The organism is Streptomyces sp. NPDC054783 (genome assembly GCF_053611725.1).
Window position 1 is genome coordinate 113,809 of sequence record NZ_JBSHAY010000007.1, and the last position, 21,738, is coordinate 135,546.

Here is a 21,738-nt window from a genome sequence, read left to right on the forward strand (position 1 = left end):
CCCTTCGGGGGATGAAGTGGTGCCACTTCCTGGGTAAGGGGTTGACGCGACCCGCCCGGAATGATTGCTGTGCCGGGGTATATCCGGGGTATATCCAGGCTTACAAACCACACGAAAGGGGCCCCGCGGCACTCCGCGGGGCCCCTTTCGTCAACTCGGCGCAAACGCGCAGCTCAGTCGCCGTGCACGCACTCAGTCGGAGAGGCGCTCACCCGTGGACGTCGAGAACACGTGGATCTCGCCCGGCCGCGGCACCACGTGCAGCGTGGAGCCCTTCTCCGGGACCTGGCGGCCGTTGACGCGCACGACCAGGTCCTTGACCTCGTCGCCGACCTCGGCGGTGCCGTAGACGTAGCCGTCGGCGCCGAGCTCCTCGACGACGTTCACGGAGACGGCGAGACCGGCCGGGGCGTCCGCGCTGTCCTTCGTCAGGGAGGCGGCCGCGCCGCCGCCCAGCTCGACCACGTCGAAGTGCTCGGGCCGGACGCCCACGGTCACCGTGCGGTCCCCCCTGTCGCTGGCGGCCTTCAGCGCCTCCCGGTTGACCGGGACGACGCTGTTGCCGAACTTCACGCCGCCGTCGGTGATCGGGACCTCGACCAGGTTCATGGCCGGGGAGCCGATGAAACCGGCGACGAAGAGGTTCGCGGGCTTGTCGTACATGTTCCGCGGCGAGTCCACCTGCTGCAGGAGGCCGTCCTTGAGCACGGCCACCCGGTCGCCCATCGTCATGGCCTCGACCTGGTCGTGGGTGACGTAGACGGTGGTGATGCCGAGCCGGCGCTGCAGCGACGCGATCTGCGTACGGGTCGAGACACGGAGCTTGGCGTCCAGGTTGGACAGCGGCTCGTCCATGAGGAAGACCTGCGGCTCACGCACGATCGCGCGGCCCATGGCCACACGCTGGCGCTGACCGCCGGAGAGCGCCTTCGGCTTGCGGTCCAGGTACTCGGTGAGGTCGAGGATCTTCGCGGCCTCCTCGACCTTCTGCCGGATCTCCGCCTTGTTGACGCCCGCGATCTTGAGCGCGAAGCCCATGTTGTCGGCGACCGTCATGTGCGGGTAGAGGGCGTAGTTCTGAAACACCATGGCGATGTCCCGGTCCTTGGGCGGCAGGTGCGTGACGTCGCGGTCACCGATGCGGATGGCACCGGCGTTGACGTCCTCCAGCCCCGCGAGCATCCGCAGCGAGGTGGACTTTCCGCAACCCGACGGGCCGACCAGGACGAGGAACTCGCCGTCCTCGATCGCGATGTCGAGCGAGTCGACGGCGGGCTTGGTGGAACCCGGGTAGATCCGGGTCGCCTTGTCGAACGTGACAGTGGCCATGGTGATGGGCCCCCTTCTACCGGCAGGAACGTGCCGGACGATCCGTTGTAGGAAGGTGGTTGGTGTAGTCCACACGGGTGAACTGCGCGAACTGGCTCAGGAGGGTACCTGGCGTTCACCCGTCTGTCAGTACCTCGATGACTGTGAACTTCGCGGAAATTTTCGACAGGACCCGTCGCGGACCTGGGTACACTGCACGAGCACCCAGGTGCACGCCTCCTTAGCTCAGCTGGTCAGAGCGCCGCTCTTGTAAAGCGAAGGTCGTCGGTTCGAATCCGACAGGGGGCTCCAGACAACCGGGCCGACCTGGGGTTTCCCTCAGGTCGGCCCGGTCACGTCGGCCCTTCAGTGCCGCCCCGCCACGCGGTCCGCCGCCTTCGCCAGGCGGGAGGACTCCGTTCCCGGGCGCAGGCGTTCGCGCTGGTCGGCGGTGCGGTAGGTGGCGTACATGCCGTGGACGCCGAGCCAGCGGAAGGGTTCGGGTTCCCACTTGCGGACCTTGTGGTTGACCCAGGGCAGGTCGGTCAGCTCGGTGCGGCCGCCCTGGCCGGAGTCCTGTCGGACCAGGTCGCGCAGGGTGCGGGCGGCCAGGTTGGTGGTGGCGACGCCGGAGCCGACGTAGCCGCCGGCCCAGCCGAGGCCCGTCGAGCGGTCGAGGGTCACCGTGGCGCACCAGTCGCGAGGCACGCCGAGGACGCCCGACCAGGCGTGTGTCACGCGGACTCCGGCGAGGGCCGGGAAGAAGCGGGTCAGGATCTCCCGGAGGGCTTCGACGGTCGCCTCCTGCGTGCGGCCGTCGTTGTCCGTCCTCGATCCGAAGCGGTACGGGATGCCCCGGCCGCCGAGGGCGATGCGGCCGTCGGCGGTGCGCTGGGCGTACATGTAGGCGTGGGCCATGTCGCCGAGGGTTTCGCGGCCCTCCCAGCCGATGGCCGCCCACTGGTCCTCGGTCAGCGGCTCGGTGGCGATCATGGAGGAGTTCATGGGGAGCCAGGTGCGTCTCTGCCCCTTCAGGGACGCGGTGAAGCCCTCGGTGCAGCGCAGGATGTAGGGGGCGCGGACGGTGCCGTAGGGGGTGACGGCGTGCTTGGGGCGGATCCCGGTGACCGGGGTCGACTCGTGGATCGTGACGCCGAGGGCCTCCACCGCCGCCGCGAGGCCCTTGACCAGCTTGACGGGGTGCAGGCGGGCGCCGTGCGGGGTCCAGGTGGAGCCGACCGCGTCGGCGATGCGGATGCGTTCGGCGGTCTGCCGGGCGCCGTACAGTTCCCGGTCCTTCTCGCCGTACGACAGCTCATGCTCGTGGAAGGCCTTCAGACGGGCCAGTTGGGCGGGGGTGGTGGCCACTTCGAGGACGCCGCCCTGCTGGATGTCGGCGTCGATGCCCTCGGCCTCGGCCACCGCGACCACCTCGGCGACGGTGTCGTTCATCGCCTTCTGCAGGCGTACGGCGGCTTCGTGGCCGTGCAGCCGGGCGTACCGGTCGCGGCCGGCGATGCCGTTGTAGAGCCAGCCGCCGTTGCGGCCGGAGGCGCCGTAGCCGCAGAACTTCTGTTCCAGGACGGTGATGCGGAGGAAGGGGGCCGCCTTCTTCAGGTAGTACGCGGTCCACAGGCCGGTGTAGCCGCCGCCGATGATCGCGACGTCGGCGGTCGCGTCCCCGGGCAGTGGCTCGCGTACCGCGGGGAGGCCGTCGTCCGCGTACCAGAAGGAGATCCCGCCGTTGACGACACTGCTTGCCGAGCTGCTCATGGCCGGGACGTTAACCCCTGGGCGCGGCCGGTGTCTCCTTCGGATTCCATGCTTTTCCGCGGCCTCTGGTCAGGGGGTAGCAGGCCAGTCCGATCAGTACGGAGACGAAGTGGCCCAGTTCGGTGAAGGTGCGTCCTTCGGCCAGAGGCAGGGTGAAGACGACGAGGACGACCAGGAGGTACGCGTAGCGCCAGGGCGGTGCGATGCGGTAGGTGAGGACGCCGATGACGCCGGCCAGTGCGTAACTGACGCCGATGTCCAGGGTGTTGACGGCGGAGTGCGGGGCGATGCCGTCGCGGACGGCTTTCAGCAGGGCACCCTCGCTGATGAGCGTGGCCAGGACGTGCGCCAGGGCGCACACCGCGAACCAGCGGGCCGTGCCGAGCCAGCGTTCGGCGGGTGCGTGGAAGACGGTGTACAGCAGGACGTAGGGGAGCCAGCGGCCGCTGTCGATCCACATCGCGCTGGCCACGAGGACCCGTACGGGGTTGTGTGACAGTTCGTGGATGTTGGTCGACCGCTGCCGCAGGAAGTGCTGCTCGAACTCCGGCGACATCTGGTGCAGCGCGACGGTCGTGACGAACAGGACCGCCAGCCACACGTACGCGCCGGGAGCGCTGCGGATGTACGCCCATACGCCGCCGAGGCCCCGGTTGATTCGCATGAGCCGATTCACGCACGCCGGCATCGTCCGGTTCGTGATTGACATCCCCGGCGATCTCGCGGAGGCCCGGGCCGGAGATCGCCCGGCGGCTCACGGGTTAGCCTCGCCGCATGATTCGTACCGCGATGCCCGCCGACGTCCCCGTCATCCATGCCCTGATCCGTGAGCTGGCCGAGTACGAGAAGGCGCCGCAGGAGGCGCGGGCGACCGAGGAGCAGCTGCGGGAGGCGCTGTTCGGGGAGCGGCCGGCGGCGTTCGCGCACATGGCGGTGGACGACACCACCGGCGAGGCCGTGGGGTTCGCGCTGTGGTTCCTGAAGTTCTCGACCTGGCGTGGGGTGCACGGGATCTACCTGGAGGACCTGTACGTCCGGCCCGGTGCCCGCGGCGGCGGGCACGGGCGGGCGTTGCTGACGGAGCTGGCGCGGATCTGTGTGGAGCGCGGGTACGGGCGGCTGGAGTGGTCGGTGCTGGACTGGAACCGGCCCGCGATCGGGTTCTACGAGGCGCTGGGCGCCCGTCCGCAGGACGAGTGGACCGTGTACCGGCTGACGGACGGGGCGCTGGCGGCGTTGGGGTCAGGTCACTGACTCGGGTACCGGGGCGTCGGCCGGCACCCCGTGTTTCGGGGCCTTGGCCGTGACCATCAGGCCCGCCGTCAGGCCCGCCAGGAGCATCACGCCGGCCGCCCACCAGATGGCGATGGTGTAGCCGTGGACCACGCCGGCCGGGACCACGAGGGCCTTGGGCGCGCCGGTGCGCAGGTGGGCGGTGATGTAGGCGGTGCTGCTGGTGGTGGCGATGGTGTTGAGCAGCGCCGTGCCGATCGAACCGCCCACCTGCTGTGAGGTGTTGACGGTCGCGGAGGTGACGCCGGAGTCGCGGGGGGCGACACCGGAGGTCGCGGTGGCGAACACGGGCATGAAGGTCAGGCCCATGCCGAGACCCATGAGGATGAGGGCGGGCAGGATCTCGGTGGTGTAGGAGGAGTGGACCGTCATGCGGGTGAGGAGTGTCATGCCGCCCGCGGCGAGGACCATGCCGGGGGCCATGAGCATGCGCGGTGCCACATGCTGCAGCAGCCGTGCGGAGATCTGCGTGGAGCCGGTGATGATCGCGGCGGTGAGCGGCAGGTAGGCGAGGCCCGTTTTGACCGGCGAGTAGCCGAGGATGATCTGCAGGTAGTAGGTCATGAACAGGAACAGGCCGAACATGCCGATCGTCGCGAGCATCATGGTCAGGAAGCAGCCGGCGCGGTTGCGGTCCTTGATGATGTGCAGCGGGAGCAGGGGGCTCGGGGCGCGGTTCTGCCACCAGACGAACGCGGTGAGCAGGAGGAGCCCGCTCGCGAAGAGGGCGAGGACCAGCGGGTCGCTCCAGCCGCGCGGCTCCGCCTCGCTGAAGCCGTAGACGATCGCGACGAGGCCGCCGCAGCCGAGCAGGACGCCGGGCACGTCGAGGCCGGCCTCGCGGTGGCCCGGGCGGTCGTGCAGGAGGGCGAAGGCGCCGACCACGGCGAGGACGGCGATGGGCACGTTGACGTACAGGCACCAGCGCCAGTTGAGGTACTCGGTGAGCAGGCCGCCGACGATGAACCCGATCGCCGAGCCGCTGCCGGCGAGGGCGCCGTACACGCCGAAGGCCTTGCCGCGTTCGCGGGGGTCGGTGAAGGTCGTGGTCAGCAGGGAGAGCGCGGAGGGCGCGAGGACGGCGGCGAAGGCGCCCTGCAGCGCGCGGGCGCCGAAGAGCATGCCGGAGCTGGTGGCGGCGCCGCCGAAGGCCGAGGCGACGGCGAAGCCGATGAGTCCGATGACGAAGGTGCGTTTGCGTCCGACGAGGTCGGCGATGCGGCCGCCGAGCAGGAGGAGGCCGCCGAAGGCGAGGGTGTAGGCGGTGATCACCCACTGCCGGTTGCCGTCGGACATGTGCAGGGCGTGCTGGGCGGAGGGGAGCGCGATGTTCACGATCGTCGCGTCCAGGACGACCATCAGCTGGGCGAGGGCTATGACGACGAGGCCCCACCAGCGGTGCGGATCGGTCCCCTCGGGGGTCTTCCGGAAGGGGCCGGCTTCACCCGTTCGGCCGATACTCATCTGGCCAGAAGACCACGAATCCGGGCGTATTGCATCCATGTGTGCGTTCCGGCTGTCCGGTGCCTCGCCCGTGGTTTTCGGCGGATGCTTCATGGTTCCAGTACCACCTTTCCGATCGTTCCGCGGTTCTCGAGTGCGCGGTGCGCGGCGGCCGCTTCCGCGAGGGGGAAACGGGTGACGGCGGGGCGCAGCCGGCCGTGGGCGGCCTCGGCGAGCGCGCGCTGTTCGAGTGCGTGCAGGCCGCCCGCCCTGCGGAGCATCTCGGGGCCGAGCACCGACTGGGAGACGCCCTCGGCGAGGTACCCCCCGCCCTCCCCGATGCCTTCCGCCGACCAGCCGAAGACCAGGTGCCGTCCGCCGGGCCCGAGGAGGGCGACGGCCTGCCGGGCCGCCTCTCCGCCGACGCCGTCGTAGACGATCGAGGCCTGCCCGGCCCCGAGATCGGCCCGGACCTTCGCGGGCCAGGCGGTGTCGGTGTAGTCGACGGCGAGGTCGGCGCCGTTCGCCCGGACCCGGGCCGTCTTCTCCGGGCCGCCCGCGAGTCCGATCACGGTGGCGCCGGCGTTCTTGGCGTACTGCACGAGCAGGGTGCCGATGCCCCCGGCGGCGGCCGGTACGACCACCACGTCGTCCGGCCCCGGCTCGGCGAACTGCACGATCCCGAGCGCCGTACGGCCCGTGCCGATCATGGCGACGGCGGCGGCGAAGTCCAGGTTCCGCGGGATCTCGTGCACCCGGTCGACGCCGGTGACGGCGAGTTCGGCGTACCCTCCGGGCGCGGGACCGAGGTGGGCCACGACCCGCCTGCCGAGCCACAGCCCGTCGACGCCGTCGCCGAGCGCGTCCACGACCCCGGCGACCTCGCGGCCGGGCACGGTCGGCAGGGCGGGCCGCTCGGGCAGCGGGCCCCGGTGCCCGGCGCGCAGGGCGGCGTCGAGCAGGTGCACCCCGGCCGCGGCGACCGCGATCCGCACCCGGCCCGGGCCGGGGACCGGGTCCGGGGCCTGCTTGTAGGTGAGGTTCTCGGCGGGACCGAAGGCGTACAGGCGTACGGCGTGCATGGTGACCCCCCAGGAGGACGGCTGTGTCATCGCATCCACGCTCCGACCTCAAGCGCGCTTGAGGTCAAGGACGGGCCGGCCGAGGATCAGGGACACCGCGGTGACCGCGCTGTTGAAGGACACCTCCGACAGCACGCCCGGCGCCGCCACCTGGTCGCCGACGAGATAGACCCCGTCGCCGCGGTCCACGGCGGGCCGGTCCCGCCAGCTGCTCCCCGGCAGGTCCAGGGCCCCGGTACGGCCGTCCGCCACTGCCTCCCGCCGCCAGGTCAGCCGCTCCCGCCAGCCCGGGAAGCCCAGGTCGAGGAGCTGCTCGGCACGGGCGAGGCCGTCGGCGCGCAACTCGCCCGGCCCGATCGGGAACTGGCCCTGGATCAGCTGCTCCCCGGCCGGGGCGAGGGACGGATCGGGTGCCGTGCACCGCTCCAGCCAGCCGGTCGCGTCGAGGTCGGAGAGGACGAAGGGGTCACCGCGCCGGGCGCGTACGCCGAGGTCGAGCAGGACGGTACGGCCGCTCGGCCAGGTCAGCGAGTCGTCGCCGAGCAGCCGCCGGGCGGCGGCCAGCGAGGTGGCGACGACCACGGGGGTGCCGGTGGGCAGTGCGTCGACGCGGGACAGGGTCTCGACGCGCACGCCCAGGTTCCAGGCCCGTGCGGCCATCCGGTCGATCACGGAGGCCCAGCCGCCGACCGGGTAGTGCGCCTCCGGCGGCAGCTTGGTGGCCCGGCGCAGCCGTTCCTGCACGAACGCGGCGGACAGGGCGCCGGGATCGTGGTGGAAGAGCGCGACGGCCGCGTAGTGCGCTGCGGCGCGGGCCCCCTCCTCCCCGGCGACACCGGTCGCCCAGGACAGGAAGTCGGCGTCGACGGGCGCCTGCCGGACGCCGGGGCGCAGCAGCTTCAGCATCCCGAAGGGCGGGGTGCGGCGCAGCGCGCCGTGGTGCCGCAGCCGCAGCCGGGCGGCCTCCAGGGCCGGGATCGGGGCGAGCGGACCGATCAGCTTCCGCTGCCTGAGCCAGGTCCAGTGCGGGCCGCCGTTGTAGAGGGCGTGCGGGCCCTCGTTGGTGCGGTACGGCCCCTCGGCGGTGCGGGCCCGGCCGCCCAGGGTGTGATGGGCCTCGTACACGGTGACCTCGGCACCTGCCTCGGCGGCGGTGATCGCGGCGGTGAGCCCGGCGAAGCCGCCGCCGACGACGGTGATGCGGTGCGCGGTGCGGCGCAGGGGGCGCTGCATGGGGTGGTTCACGGGTGGGCCCTCCCTCGGATCGGTACACCTGGTCCGTGTGTACGGCTGTCGGTCCGTAACTAGGACTGTCTGGCGGGGCCGGAATGTGACATCGCCCGGGTTTTCCCAGGTCAGAGGGATTGTCAGTGGTGGGGTGCAGCATGGGGGGCATGGCGAGGAGAGCGACGGGCGGCCGTGCGGCGGGCCGGGCAGGGGTGAAGGGCGCGCGACGGCCGGAGCTGCGGCTGCCGCCCCTTCGGCCGTGGCCGGCAGGCGAGTTGGAGCCGGACGGGGACTACGACGGGCTGGACTTCAGGGAGGCCGACCTCACCGGGCAGGACGGCGTGGGCGCCCGGTTCATGGACTGCGCGCTCACCGGCTGCCTGATGGACGGCACGGCGCTGGGCCGGGCCAGAGTTCTGGACTCGGTCCTGACCGGGCTGCGCGGGGTGGGCACGCATCTCGCCGAGTCCACGTTCCGGGACGTCGAGCTGATCGACGCCCGGCTGGGCGGCACCCAGCTGCACGGCGCCGTCCTGGAGCGGGTCGTGGTCCGCGGCGGCAAGATCGACTACCTCAACATGCGCGAGGCCCGCCTGAAGGACGTCGTCTTCGAGTCCTGCGTCCTGGTCGGGCCGGACTTCGCGGGCGCGACCCTGGAGCGGGTGGAGTTCGTCGACTGCGCGCTGAGAGAGGCCGACTTCGGCGGCGCGACACTGCAGGACGTGGACCTGCGCGGGGCCGCGCCACTGGAGATCGTGCGGGGGCTGGACCGGCTGTCGGGAGCGGTGATCAGCACAGGGCAACTGCTGGATCTGGCGCCGGTGTTGGCGGCGGAACTGGGGATCCGGGTGGAGTAGGCCCTACGGCACGCGTGGAAAGCGGGCCTGGAGTGTCCAGACGGCCGGGTTCTCCGACAGGTCCTCGTGCAGGTCGGTCAGGTCGGCGATCAGGTCGTGCAGGAAGTCGCGGGCCTCGCGGCGCAGTTCGGCGTGGGAGAAGGACAGTGGGGACTCCTCGGCCGGCACCCAGTCGGCGCTGATGTCGACCCAGCCGAAGCGGCGCTCGAACAGCATCCGGTCGGTGGACTCGGTGAAGTCCAGCTCCGCGCGCTGCGGGCGGGCGGCGCGGGAGCCCATCGGGTCCCGGTCCAGCCGCTCCACGATGTCGCACAGCGCCCACGCGAAGTCCAGCACCGGCACCCATCCCCAGGCTGTGGACAGCTCCCGGTCCGTCTTCGTGTCCGCGAGATACACGTCACCGCAGAACAGGTCGTGCCGCAGCGCGTGGACGTCCGCGCGGCGGTAGTCGGTCTGCGGGGGGTCCGGGAACCGGTTGGAGAGGGCGTAGCCGATGTCGAGCACGGGAGAGATGGTGTCACGCCCCGGCAGCACCACCGGACACTCGGATCACTCGGACCCCGGCACTTAAGATCACTGACATGTCCAGATCCGTACGCCTTGTGCCGGCCGTCGCGGCCCTGCTCGCCCTCGCTCTGACCGGCACCGCATGCGACCGCGGGGTGCGCGGCACCCCCGGCGGCACCGGCGTACGCGACCCCTACTTCCCGAAGGCCGGCAATGGCGGCTACGACGTCGGGCACTACGACCTCACCCTGGACTACACCCCTTCCACCCGCCGTCTCACCGGCACGGCGGTCATCACCGCCCGCGCCACCCAGGACCTGTCCGCCTTCGACCTCGATCTCGCCGGGCTGCACGTCGACTCGGTCACCGTCGAGGGCAAGGAGGCCCGCTTCAACCGGGCCGGCCAGGAACTCACCGTCCGCCCGCACGACGACCTGAGCAGGGGCGAGACCTTCCAGGCCACCGTCCGCTACTCGGGCACCCCACAGATCCTCACCGACCCCGACGGCTCCAAGGAGGGCTGGCTGCCCACCGCCGACGGCGCCCTCGGCCTCGGCGAACCCGTCGGCTCCATGGCCTGGTTCCCCGGCGACGACCACCCCTCCGACAAGGCGACCTACGACATCACCGTCACCGTCCCCGAGGGCCTGCAGGCCGTCTCCAACGGAGAGTTGGCGGACCAGTCCACCAAGGGCGGCCGCGCGACCTGGCACTGGCACACCGCGCAGCCCATGGCGAGCTACCTCGCCACGGTCGCCGTCGGCCACTTCGACCTCACCCGCAGTACCGGGCCGCACGGCCTGCCGATCCTCACCGCCGTCGACCCCACCCAGGCGAAGGCGAGCGAGAAGGTGCTCGCGCAGCTCCCCGAGATCATCAGGTGGGAGGAGATCAACTTCGGATCGTACCCCTTCGCCTCCACCGGCGCGATCGTCGACCGCCCCGATGACGCCGGGTACGCCCTGGAGACGCAGAACCGGCCCGTCATACCCGGCGCCCCGGACACCGGCACCCTCGTGCACGAACTCGCCCACCAGTGGTACGGCGACTCGGTCACCCCGAGGTCCTGGCAGGACATGTGGCTCAACGAGGGCTTCGCCACCTACGCGGAGTGGCTGTGGCGGGAGGACCACGGCGGCGAGAGCGTCCAGCAGACGTTCATGGACTACTACAACGGCGACGACAAGGCCGTCTGGGCCTACCCGCCCGCGAAACCGTCGAGCGCCGCCCACATCTCCGACAGTCCCGTCTACGAGCGTGGCGCGATGGTCCTGCAGAAGATCCGGCAGAAGGTCGGCGACGACGCGTTCTACGACATCATCCAGGGCTGGGCCGCCGCCCACCGCGGCGGCAACGTGACCACGGCCGACTTCACGGCGTACGTGGAGAAGAAGGCCCCGCACCAGGACTTCACCGAGATCTGGAAGGACTGGCTGTATGGAGACGGCAAACCGGCCCATCCGTGACGGGCGAACCCGCAGGCGGGAGACGGCGCGGCCGAGTCCCGTGCCGGCCGGTGTCGTCCGCTCCGCCGTCCGCTCAGTCCCCCCACGCGTCCAGCAGTCCCGCGAGCCCCGGCGGCCACACCGGCTCGGGTGCCTCGGTCAGTTCCCCTCGGGTCCACCAGCGCCATGCGAGGATGCCGTCGGCGGTGTGCGCGGCGGCGAGTCGGGAGCCGTCGGCCGGGTCCCGGCGCGGGCCGCGGGTGACGTAGACGTGCTCGTGCTGGCGGACGGGGGTTCCCGTGTGGGTGAAGTCGTGTTCCCAGGTGCACAGCAGCGGGCCCGGCTCCAGGTCGGTCCAGCCGGTCTCCTCGGCCAGCTCCCGCAGGGCGCCTTCGCGCGGGGACTCGCCGGGCTCCAGGCCGCCGCCGGGCAGCGCCCAGTGGACGCCGACCTCGACGTTGTCGTACCGGAACAGAAGCACCGCGCCGTCCGGCGCCACCACGGCGATCCGGGCCGCCTTCCTCGGTGTGCGCGACTGCTCGCCCAGCACCTTGCGCAGCACGGCGCAGGGGCGGCCCAGCGCCAGGTCGGGGCGGTGGTCGATCACCTCGTAGCCGAGGGTGGTCCAGAAGGCCAGCGCCTTGGGGTTGTTGGCGAGCACGGCGAGCCGTACGGCGCTGCGGCGGCCCTGGGCGCGGAAACGGTCCTCGACCAGGTGCGCGAGGGCACGGCCGTGGCCCTTGCCGTGCTCCGCCGCGTCCACCATCAACAGGCCGATCCACGGGTCCGGGTCGGCGGGTTGCGGATGGTGGGCGAGCGTGCCCGCGAGTCCGACGAGACGTCCCTCCTCCGTGCGGGCCAGCAGCACCTCGGTGCCCGGCATGGCCAGATCCTCGGCCAGCGTGGCCGCGACCTGCTCGGGACGTATGTCGTCCGGGTCGGGGAAGTCGCCGCTGAGCCGGTGGAACTCGCGGTTGGACGCGTAGAGCGCGGTGAGTTCGCTCAGCAGCGGGGCCGGGATGTCCTGGCCGGCGGAGAGGGGCTCGAGAATCACCGGGGCAAGCTATCCCCGAGGAGCCGTTGCCCGCCTGCGGATTCGTGTCGCCGGGGGGCGAGGAAGCCCCGGGCCGCGTACGGCGGGGCACGGGGCTTCCCGCGGGGACGCGCGTCCCTCAGGCGTTGGCGTCCCTCAGGCGTTGGCGTCCGTCAGACGTTGACGCCGAAGTCCTGGGCGATGCCGACCAGGCCCGAGGCATAACCCTGGCCCACCGCGCGGAACTTCCACTCCGCGCCGTTGCGGTACAGCTCGCCGAAGATCATGGCCGTCTCGGTGGCGGCGTCCTCGGAGAGGTCGTAGCGGGCGATCTCGGCGCCGCCGGCCTGGTTGACGATGCGGATGTAGGCGTTGCGGACCTGGCCGAAGTTCTGGCCGCGGTTCTCGGCGTCGTAGATGGAGACCGGGAAGACGAGCTTGTCGATGTCGGCCGGGAGCGCGGCCAGGTTGACGTTGATCGCCTCGTCGTCGCCCTCGCCCTCGCCGGTGCGGTTGTCACCGGTGTGGACGATGGTGTTGTCCGGGGTCTGCTTGTTGTTGAAGAAGACGAAGTGCGCGTCCGAGTAGACCTTGCCCTGGGTGTTGACCGCGATGGCGGAGGCGTCCAGGTCGAAGTCCGTGCCGGTGGTGGTGCGGACGTCCCAGCCGAGGCCCACGGTGACGGCGGTCAGGCCCGGAGCCTCCTTGGTGAGCGAGACGTTGCCACCCTTGGACAGGCTTACAGCCATGTTGGGAGTCCCTTCCTTGGACATGTGTGGTGCAGTGCCGTTGAAGCTACCGTCACCGGGAAGAACGTCGAGGGGGGTACCAGTGGTTCCGGCTCCCTTTACCTTTTTTACCGAGCGCCTTCTTCGCCGGGCGTGGTCGCGGGTACGGAAATCCAGGTGACGTGGACCGGGCGGGACCGGGAACATGGACCGCATGTCCGGTCCATACGTCATCCGTGGCTCCGTCTCCCTTCCCGAGGCCGAGCTGATGTGGCGTTTCTCCAGGTCGTCCGGGCCCGGTGGGCAGCACGTCAACACCAGTGACTCGCAGGTGGAGCTGCGCTTCGACCTCGCCCGCACCGAGGCGCTGCCCGCGGTCTGGAAGGAGCGGGCGCTCCAGCGGCTCGCGGGCCGGCTCGTCGACGGCGTGGTGACCGTACGGGCCTCCGAGCACCGCTCCCAGTGGCGCAACCGCGAGACCGCCGCCGTGCGCCTCGCCGCCCTGCTCGCGGAGGCCAGCGCGCCCCCGCCCAAGCCGCGCAGACCGACCCGGATCCCGCGCGGCATCAACGAACGCCGGCTGCGGGAGAAGAAGCAGCGCTCGGAGACGAAGCGGGGCCGCACGGGCCGGGACTGGGGGTGAGCCCGGCGGGCGCGGGGCGGCGCCCGTCACCCGCACGGCTGCCCTCGCGCCGGGGAGCCGTCACATCCGGGGCCTTGCGTTCGTCAGTGAGTCAGTGAGTCGGCGGGAGAGCCGGCCACCAGGGCGACGGAGAGGCCGGGCATCCCGATGGGCGACAACGAACGGCAGCACCGCGACGACGAGTTTCTCGCCGAGCGGTTCGAGGCGTACCGGGGGCATCTGCGGGCCGTCGCCTACCGCATGCTGGGCTCGGCCGCGGAGGCCGAGGACGCGGTGCAGGAGGCGTGGTTCCGGCTGAGCCGGTCCGACACGCGTGAGGTGGGCAACCTCGGGGGCTGGCTGACGACCGTCGTCGGCCGGGTCTGCCTCGACATGCTCCGCTCCCGCCGCTCGCGGGGCGAGGAGCCCCTGGACACCTGGCGTCCCGGGGCCTCCGCCGAGCCGGACGCCGCGCAGGACGCGGTGCTCGCGGACTCGGTCGGCGTGGCCCTGCTGGTCGTCCTCGACGCGCTCTCACCGGCCGAGCGGCTGGCGTTCGTGCTGCACGATCTGTTCGGGGTGCCGTTCGAGGAGGTCGGCGGGATCCTCGGGCGCAGCCCGGCCGCGGCACGACAACTGGCCAGCCGGGCGCGGCGCCGGGTGCGGGGCGCGGATGCGCCGGAGGCGGACCTGGTGCGGCAGCGGGAGGTGGTCGACGCGTTCCTGGCGGCCGCGCGGGAGGGGGACTTCGACGGCCTGCTGGAGGTGCTCGACCCGGACGTGGTGGCGCGCGGCGAGGGGGGTGTGACCGCCGGCGCCGTGGGGGTCGCCTCCGGTGCGAAGATCTTCGCCCATCTGGCCCGCGTGGCGCGTCCCGCACTGGTGGACGGGGCGACGGGGCTGGTCGTGTACGCCGAGGGTCGCCTCGAGCGGGTTCTGGCGTTCACCTTCGTCGCCGACCGCATCACGGCCATCGACATCGTGACGAACCCGGAGGACCTGGCCGAGCTGACCGTCGAGCCGGCGTAGCCGGGCCGCCGGGTCACCGCAGGGCCGGCACCCCCACCGTCTCGCCCCGTCGACCTCCCCGTTCGGCCGGAGACCCAGCCCGGGACGGAAGCCCTCCTGGCCGGCCGCACCGGGGTGCCGGCAGGGGTACATCTCGCTGTCGCCCCGGCGGCGGAGCAGGTCGGCGACGGCGTCGACGGCGAACCGGCCTTACCCCCGCCCCTGCGCGTCCGTGGCGATGTCGGGGCGCCACAGGCCCGGGCGGCGCACGCTGCCGTCGCCGTACCAGTCGATGTCGAGGAAGGCCGGCAGAAAGCCGACCGGGCTGTCGTCGACCACGATCAGCCGGGGCCGGGCGACCCCCGCGGGTGGATGTAAGCACCGGCCGGGGATGTCACGACGGGCTTGACGGCGTGTTCCTGGCCGGGGCGGATCCGGAGGCCGATCGCGGCGTCGAAGTTCGCGGGGGTGGCTTCTTCCGGACGAGGGGTCATCCGCCCAGCGCAGGAATTCGGATCCGCTCGCTGCCACGGAATATCGCGGTCACCCCAACTGCCGGTATCTGCCCCGGAAGTACATCAGCGGCCCGCCCTCCGCGCTCGGGACGTGCGCGGTCAGCACGCGGCCGATGACGAGGGTGTGGTCGCCGGCCGTCACCCGCTGCTCGGTGCGGCACTCCAGCGTGGCCAGCGCGCCGCCCACCAGCGGGGCGCCGGTGGCCTCGCCGCGGAAGTAGGGGATGTCGTCGAAGAGCAGACGGTCGCTGATGCGGCCCTTCATGGCGAAGCGGCCCGCGATGTGCCGCTGGCTCTCGGTGAGGACCGACACCGCCCACAGGGGCTGTTCGTCGAGCAGGTCGTCCATGCGGGCGCCCGTGCGCAGGCTCACCAGGACCAGCGGCGGGTCGAGGGAGACGGACATGAAGGCGGTGGCGGTCATGCCGACGTCCTCCATGTCCGGCGCGCCCGGGTCGTCCGGGTCCAGCGGCGGCTCCTGCGCGGTCACCAGGACCACTCCCGCGGCCAGCCGGGACATCGCGGCCCGGAACTCGTCGTTGCTCACCCCCTCAGCATGCCCGGAAGCGGCGGTGGCGGTGGGTGAGGCGGTCTTCAGCACGCCCGAAACGCTAGTCTCCGCCCCGCACGGGCCGCATCGGGCCTTCGCCCGAGCCGGGTCCTAGGACCAACGGAGGACCGCTGTGTGCATGATGTGAACAGAGCCCAAAAGTTTGCGTTCAGTAAACGCACGCGGAAATCGCGGAAACTCCACTCAATTGTTCATGTTCGCCTGTGACTTGAGTCACAAGGGGCATGAATTGTTGACCCTGTGTACCGAGTGGGCAGCGCGCTGTGATTCAGTGGCGGGGAAACTGGAACGCACCGTAAGAGGCACCCTTAAGAAGCGCCGAAGACAACCCTTGATTCGCTGCGAGGTCTCGGGGGGAGGGCGAGCATGGAGACCGAGTCGGAGCCGTATGTCCGTCTTGCGTCCCTGCGACAGCTGCACCAGGTCATGGCCGACATGAACACGGCACGCAGCCTGGCCGACACACTGCAGACCGTCGCCGACGGCGCCGTACAAGCCCTCGGGTACGAGATGGCGTGCGTGAACCTCGTACGCCCCGACGGCGATCTCGTCGTCGCCGCGTTCGCCGGGAACCCCGCCGCCGAGGCCCTGATCACCGGCCGGGTCGGCTCCCGCGAGTCCTGGGATCGGCGGCTGAACATGGGCGAGCGCTGGGGCGACCTGATCTTCATACCGCACACCGAGGGCTGGGTGCTGGACGACGACGACGTACCCCAGTGGTTCACGGACGGGCCAGCGCCCCGCTTCGAGGACGAGTGGCACCCCTCCGACCGCCTCTTCGCCCCCATGTACACGCCGGGCGTCTCGGGCGGCGCCTGCGGTGAGCTGCTCGGGGTCATCTCCGTCGACCGGCCGCGCAACGGCCGCCACCCCGGCGCCTGGGGCCGCGAGGCCCTGCAGATGTACGCCTTCCAGGCCGCCATCGCCATCAGCAACGCCCGGCTGCGCGCCAACATGCAGCGCGCCCTGGTCCGCCTGGAGCGCGAGCAGCAGGCCCTGCGTGCGAGCGAGGAATCCTTCCGGCAGGCGTTCGAATACGCCCCCTCCGGCATGGCCATCGCCGAGATGGGCGGCGACCAGCACGGCCGCATACTGCGCACCAATGACGCCCTGTGCCGTCTGCTCGGCCGCCCGGCCTCGGCGATGCGCCGCTACTCCTTCTCCGACCTCGTCCACCCCGAGGACATCGGCACGCTCCTGCGGACCTCCGCCGAGGGCGGCCGCGCGGAACTCCGCCTCGGCCGCCGCGACGGCACGTACGTCTGGGTGAGCCTGCGCAACAGTGTCGTCGCGGACGCCGCCGACGGCCCCCGCTTCCTCCTCACCCACGTCGAGGACATAGAGGAACGCAAGCGCCGCGAGCTGCAGCTCGCCCACCGCGCCTCCCACGACTCGCTCACCGGCCTGCCCAACTCGGCCGAGCTGCGCTCCCGCCTGTCCGCCCGGCTGTGCCGGCGCCCCGCCCACAGCGGCGAGCTGGAGTCCCTGGACGCGGCCTACGGCCACCCCGCCTTCGACGGCCCCGCTGCCCACGGCTTCGACTACCGGCCGGGGACGGAGGCGTACGACACCTTCGACCACCACGTCCACACGGTCGCCCCCGAGGACGGCCGCGACGACGGCACCAAGGGCCTCGCGGTGCTCTTCTGCGACCTCGACGGCTTCAAGTCGATCAACGACCGCTTCGGGCACAACGCGGGCGACGCGGTACTGATCGAAGTGGCCCACCGGCTCTCGCGCGGTGTCCGGGACGGCGACACGGTCGCCCGGCTCGGCGGCGACGAGTTCGTGATCCTCGCCAACGGCCTCGGCCGGGCCGACGCCCAGGACCTCGCCGTACGGCTGCGCAACGAGATCATCCAGCCGATCCGGGCCGAGGGCCGGGCCGTCCGGGTGGGCGCGAGCTTCGGCATCGGGTGGGCACACTGCGGCATGACCGCGGACGAAGTGTTGAAGTCGGCCGACGAGCGGATGTACGTAGAGAAACGATCTCGTCCCAAACAGCACAGGCGCGCCGGATGATCCCCAGGTCAGCGAGTTGATGCGGTCCGAGGCACCCGTTTGGCTCAGTCAGAGCGGGTAGGCTCGCCCTCCAGACCTGTACCGCATCCACCCGCACCCGCTGAGGAGACCTAGGGATGACGCCCGGCGAAAACGGCCCGAGCACGCCCGAGGACGACGACCCGTTCGGCTACCTGTACGCCGACGGCCAGGCCAGAGGCGCCCAGCCGCCGTCCGGCGGTTACGGCTACCCGAACTCGGTCAGCAGGGTGCGGACGGTCGGTGAACGGCAGTACGGCCAGCAGCCGCCGCAGTACGGTCAGCCGACCGCGCCCCAGCAGCAGGGCGCCTACGGCCAGCCGAACGCCTACTACCAGGCCCCGGAGACCGTGCCCGGCGGCGCCCCGACCAGCCGGCAGCCGGTACCGCCCGCTCCCGGCCGCCGCGGCCCGAACACCAGGGGCCTGCTGATCGGCGCGATCGCGGTGGTCGCCGCGGTCGTCATAGGCATCAGCGTGGCGATGCTCAACGGCAACGACGACAAGAAGAACGGCAACCAGGCCAACACGACGCCAAGCCAGTCCCAGAGCAGCCAGCCGAGTCCGTCGGCCAGCAGCTCGGCGGCGGGCGGTGCGCTGAAGACCGATGCGGCTGCCCTCCAGCTGGCTGGTGGAGCCGCGAAGGCCACGGACGTCAAGGGCGCGCAGACCTCCGACGGCTCCTACGTGGGAGGCCTGAACCAGGCCGGTGCCTCGATCACCTGGACCGTCAACAACGTCCCCTCGGACGGCGTCTACACCCTGTTCGCGCACTTCAGCGTGCCCGGCCAGGACCAGCAGATGACGGTCAGCATCAACGGCAAGCCGTTCGCCACGGGGCTGCCGCTGAAGAACTACGCGCACGCCAAGGACGGCGACATCGTCAACGGCTGGACGACGACGTACGTGTGGCCCACCCTCAACAAGGGCGCCAACACGATCTCCATCTCCTGCCAGCCCGGCGACAAGTGCAACGCACTGATCGACCAGCTCTGGCTCCAGCAGGGCCAGCACACGCGGAACGGCTAGGCCGCGCTGACCACCCCGGTCACCGCCACCCGCCCCCGCAGCTGCTCGTACACGGCGGGGTCGAACTCGCCGGCGGCCGGGGCCCGTACGGTCGCCGCTGACAAGGCGACCGCGCGAGCCAGCCGGTCCGGCCAGGGGAGTCGCTCCACGAGCCCCGAGAGCAGGCCGGCGACCGCCGAGTCGCCCGCGCCCGTCGGGTTGCCGTACACCCGGGCCGGTGGGGCGGCGCGCCAGCGGCCCTCGGGGGTGACGGCCAGCAGGCCCTCCGCGCCGAGGGAGGCGACCACCGCGTGGGCACCCCGCCGGCGGGCGTCCTGGGTGGCGCGCAACGGTTCGTGGGAGCCCGTCAGTTCGGCCAGCTCGTCGGCGTTCGGCTTGACGAGGTCGGGGCGGGCGGCGACCCCGCGGCGCAGGGGTTCGCCGCTGGTGTCCAGCAGGACCGGGACGCCGGCCGACCGGGCCGCGCGGACCAGGTTCGCGTACGCCCCCACCGGCACGCCCGGCGGCAGGCTGCCGCACAGGGCCACCGCCGAGGCGCCGGCCAGCAGTTCCTCGTAGTGGTCCAGGAACGCGCCCCACTCCGTCGGGGCGACCTGCGGGCCCGGCTCGTTCAACTGGGTGGTGTCACCCGACAGTTCGTCCACGACCGCGATCGTGCGGCGGGTCGCCCCCGCGACCGGCACCAGTGCGTCCGTCAGACCGGGGACGTCGGCGAGCCGTTCGCGTATCGCCCGGCCCGTGCCGCCGCCCGCGAACCCCGTGACCGTCACCTCGTGCCCGAGCGCGGCCAGCACCCGGGCCACGTTCACGCCCTTGCCGCCGGGTCGCTCGATGACCTCCGAGACCCGGTGCGAGGCGTGCGGCCGTAGCGACCGTACCCGGTAGGTCAGGTCGAGAGCGGTGTTGAGCGTGACCGTGAGGATCACCCGGGCCGACCTCCCTCGAAGTCCGTGCGCCTGTCATCGGTTCCGGGGGCACGATCATGCCAAACAGACGGCGGCCGGCCCAGTCATGAGTCGGCCGCCGTCGAGGGAAAAGACGGGCAGATCAGGCCAGTTGGGACGGGATCACCACCCACTCGCCCCGTCGCATCACGCCCTTGAGGCCGAAGTCCCCGTCCAGCACCAGCAGGTCGGCGTCCTTGCCCGGCTCCAGCGAGCCGACGCGGTCGGAGAGGCCGAGCAGGCGGGCCGGGTTCGCGGACAGGGCCTGTACGGCGTCCTCGACCGGCAGCCTGTCGACGGTCACCGCCCGCCTGAACGCGCGGTCCAGGGTGAGCGTCGAGCCCGCGATCGAGCCGCCCTCCACCAGCCGGGCCACCCCCTCGCTGACCTCGACCTCCAGCGGGCCCAGCATGTAACGGCCGTCGCCGATGCCGGCCGCGTCCATCGCGTCCGTGATGAACGCGACCCGGTCCGCCCCCGCCCGGTGGAAGGCCAGCTCCAGCGCGGCCGGGTGGAGGTGCGTGCCGTCGTTGATCAGCTCGACCGTGACCCGCTCGTCCTCCAGCAGGGCGGCGATGGGGCCCGGCGCCCGGTGGTTCAGGGCCGGCATCGCGTTGAACAGATGGGTGGCGACGGTGGCGCCCGCGTCGATGGCCTCGACCGTCTGCTCGTACGTGGCGTCCGTGTGCCCGATCGCCGCGATCACGCCGTGCTCGGCGAGCAGCCGTACGGACTCGATGCCGCCCGGCAGTTCGGTCGCGAGGGTGACCATCTTGGCCCTGCCGCGCGCCGCGTCGATCAGCTTGCGGACCTCGGCCGGGTCCGGGTCGCGCAGCAGCGCTTCGGAGTGCGCGCCCTTGCGGCACGGCGAGATGAACGGCCCCTCGAAGTGGATGCCCGCGATGTCGCCCTGCTCGGCCAGCTCGCTCAGCAGCCCCGCCTGGCGGACCAGCAGGTCCATCTCGTCGGTGACGGTGGAGGCCACCAGGGTGGTGGTGCCGTGCGCGCGGTGGGTGCGGAGGGCCGTCATGATCTGGTCCGGGGTGCCGGAGAAGGAGGCGCCGCCGCCGCCGTGGTTGTGGATGTCGACGAAGCCGGGGATCAGCCAGTGGCCGCTCACGTCGATCACGTCGGCGTTCTCGGGAGCGGCCGCCGCGATCTTCGTACCCTCGACGACCACGCGCCCGTCGTCCACGACCCCGGTGGGCAGCACCACCCGAGCACCTGCGAGAACCAAGCTGGGAGCCATCAGGCGGTTACCTCCGAGGGGTCGGTGGAGTCGGGGTCGGGGCGGACGGGTCCGGCGGTGTCGAGGAGGTCGCGGGCCAGCAGGCCCGCGCCCAGGCAGCCGGCGGTGTCGCCGAGGGCGGCGGGGACGAGGGCCGGCAGCTTCTGGAAGGTGACCCGCTGCCGCACGGCCTCCCGCAGCGGCTGGAACAACACTTCCCCCGCCTCGGCGAGACCGCCACCGATGATCAGGGTGCGCGGGTCCAGCAGGGTGAGCGCGGTGACCAGGCCGTCGGCGAGCGCGTCGACCGCCTCCTGCCAGACCCGGACGGCGTTCGGGTCACCGGACGCGACGGCCTCGGCGCAATCGGCGGCGTCCGCGTCCGGGTCCCCGCAGGCGGCCGCCCAGGCCTCGCTGACGGCGGACGCGGAGGCGTACCGCTCCAGGCAGCCGTGCTGCCCGCAGGGACACGAGATCCCGCCGGGCCGTACGACCACATGGCCGATCTCGCCCGCGAAGCCGTGCGCGCCCGCCTCCACCCGGCCGTCGATGCCGATGGCGCCCGCGATCCCGGTGCCGAGCGGTACGAACAGGAACCGGTCGGCGCCCCTGCCCGCGCCGATCCGGCCCTCGGCGAGGCCCCCGGTGCGTACGTCGTGGCCGAGGGCGACGGGGATGCCGAGCCGCTCGCCGAGCAGCGCGCGCAGCGGCACGTCCCGCCAGCCGAGGTTGGCCGCGTAGGAGGCGATGCCCCGCTCCTCGTCGACGATGCCGGGGACGGCGATGCCGGCAGCGGCGGCGGCCTCGCCGTAGCGCTGCAGGCCGTACGCGTGCAGCTCGGCGGCGAAGTCGAGGATCGTCGCGACCACCGCGTCCGGTCCGCGCTCGCGGCCGGTGGCGCGGCGGGCGCGGTGCAGCAGTTCGCCGTCGTCGCCGACGAGGGCGGCCTTCATCCCGGTACCGCCCACGTCCAGGGCGATGACATGTCTCACCACGGGCCCTAGTGTGACCCTCCCACCCGCGAGAGGTCTAGTCCACTCACGTGGTGTAGACCTTACGTGTCCATATGTTGAACGGTCAGACAGC

Annotated in this window: 21 protein-coding genes and 1 tRNA gene; 8 read left to right on the forward strand and 14 right to left on the reverse strand. The window is 71.9% G+C overall.

The features are described from left to right. Positions 1-192 precede the first annotated feature (192 nt). Positions 193-1,329, reverse strand: coding sequence for an ABC transporter ATP-binding protein (locus ACWGJ5_RS15265; RefSeq protein WP_228624473.1), 1,137 nt, complete (start codon positions 1,327-1,329; stop codon positions 193-195). Positions 1,330-1,543: 214 nt separating this feature from the next. On the opposite strand from ACWGJ5_RS15265, the gene ACWGJ5_RS15270 reads away from it, so the two are divergent. After that, a tRNA-Thr gene (locus ACWGJ5_RS15270) sits at positions 1,544-1,620 on the forward strand. Between the two features lie 54 nt (positions 1,621-1,674). Here the strand turns inward: ACWGJ5_RS15270 and ACWGJ5_RS15275 are convergent. Both ACWGJ5_RS15275 and ACWGJ5_RS15280 read right to left on the reverse strand, forming a co-directional pair. Then, positions 1,675-3,081: an NAD(P)/FAD-dependent oxidoreductase gene (locus ACWGJ5_RS15275; protein ID WP_453310195.1), complete on the reverse strand. Its 1,407-nt coding sequence runs from the start codon at positions 3,079-3,081 to the stop codon at positions 1,675-1,677. Positions 3,082-3,091: 10 nt separating this feature from the next. Continuing rightward, complete coding sequence (locus ACWGJ5_RS15280) at positions 3,092-3,745, reverse strand: rhomboid-like protein (RefSeq protein ID WP_453310196.1); 654 nt, start codon at positions 3,743-3,745, stop codon at positions 3,092-3,094. A 110-nt stretch (positions 3,746-3,855) separates the two neighbouring features. On the opposite strand from ACWGJ5_RS15280, the gene ACWGJ5_RS15285 reads away from it, so the two are divergent. After that, positions 3,856-4,335, forward strand: coding sequence for an N-acetyltransferase family protein (locus tag ACWGJ5_RS15285; RefSeq protein ID WP_453310197.1), 480 nt, complete (start codon positions 3,856-3,858; stop codon positions 4,333-4,335). Here the strand turns inward: ACWGJ5_RS15285 and ACWGJ5_RS15290 are convergent. The 3 genes from ACWGJ5_RS15290 to ACWGJ5_RS15300 all read right to left on the reverse strand — a co-directional run bounded on the left by ACWGJ5_RS15290 (position 4,324) and on the right by ACWGJ5_RS15300 (position 8,132). Further along, on the reverse strand, positions 4,324-5,838 hold the full coding sequence (locus ACWGJ5_RS15290) for an MFS transporter (RefSeq protein ID WP_453310198.1): 1,515 nt from the start codon (positions 5,836-5,838) through the stop codon (positions 4,324-4,326). The two genes, ACWGJ5_RS15285 and ACWGJ5_RS15290, sit on opposite strands and share 12 nt — an antisense overlap. Positions 5,839-5,927: 89 nt before the next feature. Then, on the reverse strand, positions 5,928-6,899 hold the full coding sequence (locus ACWGJ5_RS15295; RefSeq protein ID WP_453310364.1) for a zinc-binding dehydrogenase: 972 nt from the start codon (positions 6,897-6,899) through the stop codon (positions 5,928-5,930). A gap of 48 nt (positions 6,900-6,947) precedes the next feature. Further along, entirely contained in the window at positions 6,948-8,132 is a 1,185-nt protein-coding gene (locus tag ACWGJ5_RS15300) for an NAD(P)-binding protein (protein WP_453310365.1), read from the reverse strand. Positions 8,133-8,293: 161 nt separating this feature from the next. On the opposite strand from ACWGJ5_RS15300, the gene ACWGJ5_RS15305 reads away from it, so the two are divergent. Beyond that, positions 8,294-8,983 carry a pentapeptide repeat-containing protein gene (locus tag ACWGJ5_RS15305; RefSeq protein ID WP_453310199.1) on the forward strand — a complete coding sequence of 230 codons (690 nt, stop codon included), beginning with the start codon at positions 8,294-8,296 and terminating at the stop codon, positions 8,981-8,983. Between the two features lie 3 nt (positions 8,984-8,986). On the opposite strand, the gene ACWGJ5_RS15310 is transcribed toward ACWGJ5_RS15305, so the two are convergent. Then, positions 8,987-9,487 (reverse strand): hypothetical protein, encoded by a 501-nt coding sequence (locus ACWGJ5_RS15310; RefSeq protein ID WP_228624482.1) that lies wholly within the window; start codon positions 9,485-9,487, stop codon positions 8,987-8,989. Positions 9,488-9,564: 77 nt separating this feature from the next. Between ACWGJ5_RS15310 and ACWGJ5_RS15315 the strand changes: the two genes are divergently transcribed. Next, positions 9,565-10,956: a M1 family metallopeptidase gene (locus ACWGJ5_RS15315; RefSeq protein WP_453310200.1), complete on the forward strand. Its 1,392-nt coding sequence runs from the start codon at positions 9,565-9,567 to the stop codon at positions 10,954-10,956. A 73-nt stretch (positions 10,957-11,029) separates the two neighbouring features. Here ACWGJ5_RS15315 and ACWGJ5_RS15320 read toward each other — a convergent pair whose 3' ends face one another. Both ACWGJ5_RS15320 and ACWGJ5_RS15325 read right to left on the reverse strand, forming a co-directional pair. Further along, positions 11,030-11,989, reverse strand: coding sequence for a GNAT family N-acetyltransferase (locus tag ACWGJ5_RS15320; RefSeq protein ID WP_453310201.1), 960 nt, complete (start codon positions 11,987-11,989; stop codon positions 11,030-11,032). 152 nt (positions 11,990-12,141) lie between these two features. Then, on the reverse strand, positions 12,142-12,717 hold the full coding sequence (locus ACWGJ5_RS15325) for a TerD family protein (RefSeq protein WP_453310202.1): 576 nt from the start codon (positions 12,715-12,717) through the stop codon (positions 12,142-12,144). A gap of 184 nt (positions 12,718-12,901) precedes the next feature. On the opposite strand from ACWGJ5_RS15325, the gene arfB reads away from it, so the two are divergent. Both arfB and ACWGJ5_RS15335 read left to right on the forward strand, forming a co-directional pair. Next, positions 12,902-13,339: an alternative ribosome rescue aminoacyl-tRNA hydrolase ArfB gene (gene arfB / locus ACWGJ5_RS15330; RefSeq protein WP_453310203.1), complete on the forward strand. Its 438-nt coding sequence runs from the start codon at positions 12,902-12,904 to the stop codon at positions 13,337-13,339. A gap of 147 nt (positions 13,340-13,486) precedes the next feature. Then, on the forward strand, positions 13,487-14,347 hold the full coding sequence (locus tag ACWGJ5_RS15335) for a sigma-70 family RNA polymerase sigma factor (protein WP_453310204.1): 861 nt from the start codon (positions 13,487-13,489) through the stop codon (positions 14,345-14,347). 189 nt (positions 14,348-14,536) lie between these two features. Here the strand turns inward: ACWGJ5_RS15335 and ACWGJ5_RS15340 are convergent, their stop codons facing one another. Together ACWGJ5_RS15340 and ACWGJ5_RS15345 are read right to left on the reverse strand one after the other, a co-directional pair. Beyond that, a complete protein-coding gene (locus ACWGJ5_RS15340; protein WP_453310205.1) occupies positions 14,537-14,665 on the reverse strand; it encodes a hypothetical protein in 129 nt (42 codons plus the stop codon). A 204-nt stretch (positions 14,666-14,869) separates the two neighbouring features. Continuing rightward, positions 14,870-15,442, reverse strand: coding sequence for a flavin reductase family protein (locus ACWGJ5_RS15345; protein ID WP_453310206.1), 573 nt, complete (start codon positions 15,440-15,442; stop codon positions 14,870-14,872). Positions 15,443-15,778: 336 nt separating this feature from the next. Between ACWGJ5_RS15345 and cdgB the strand changes: the two genes are divergently transcribed. Together cdgB and ACWGJ5_RS15355 are read left to right on the forward strand one after the other, a co-directional pair. Continuing rightward, positions 15,779-17,434 (forward strand): diguanylate cyclase CdgB, encoded by a 1,656-nt coding sequence (gene cdgB, locus ACWGJ5_RS15350; RefSeq protein ID WP_453310207.1) that lies wholly within the window; start codon positions 15,779-15,781, stop codon positions 17,432-17,434. A gap of 116 nt (positions 17,435-17,550) precedes the next feature. Further along, entirely contained in the window at positions 17,551-18,480 is a 930-nt protein-coding gene (locus tag ACWGJ5_RS15355; RefSeq protein WP_453310208.1) for a carbohydrate-binding protein, read from the forward strand. On the opposite strand, the gene ACWGJ5_RS15360 is transcribed toward ACWGJ5_RS15355, so the two are convergent. From ACWGJ5_RS15360 to ACWGJ5_RS15370, 3 genes are all read right to left on the reverse strand, one after another. Beyond that, a complete protein-coding gene (locus tag ACWGJ5_RS15360; protein WP_453310209.1) occupies positions 18,477-19,406 on the reverse strand; it encodes a 1-phosphofructokinase family hexose kinase in 930 nt (309 codons plus the stop codon). The genes ACWGJ5_RS15355 and ACWGJ5_RS15360 overlap by 4 nt on opposite strands. Positions 19,407-19,527: 121 nt before the next feature. After that, a complete protein-coding gene (nagA, locus tag ACWGJ5_RS15365) occupies positions 19,528-20,673 on the reverse strand; it encodes an N-acetylglucosamine-6-phosphate deacetylase (RefSeq protein ID WP_453310210.1) in 1,146 nt (381 codons plus the stop codon). After that, positions 20,673-21,644 carry an ROK family protein gene (locus tag ACWGJ5_RS15370; RefSeq protein WP_453310366.1) on the reverse strand — a complete coding sequence of 324 codons (972 nt, stop codon included), beginning with the start codon at positions 21,642-21,644 and terminating at the stop codon, positions 20,673-20,675. Before ACWGJ5_RS15370 ends, nagA begins: the two co-directional genes overlap by 1 nt. Between the last annotated feature and the right edge of the window lie 94 nt (positions 21,645-21,738).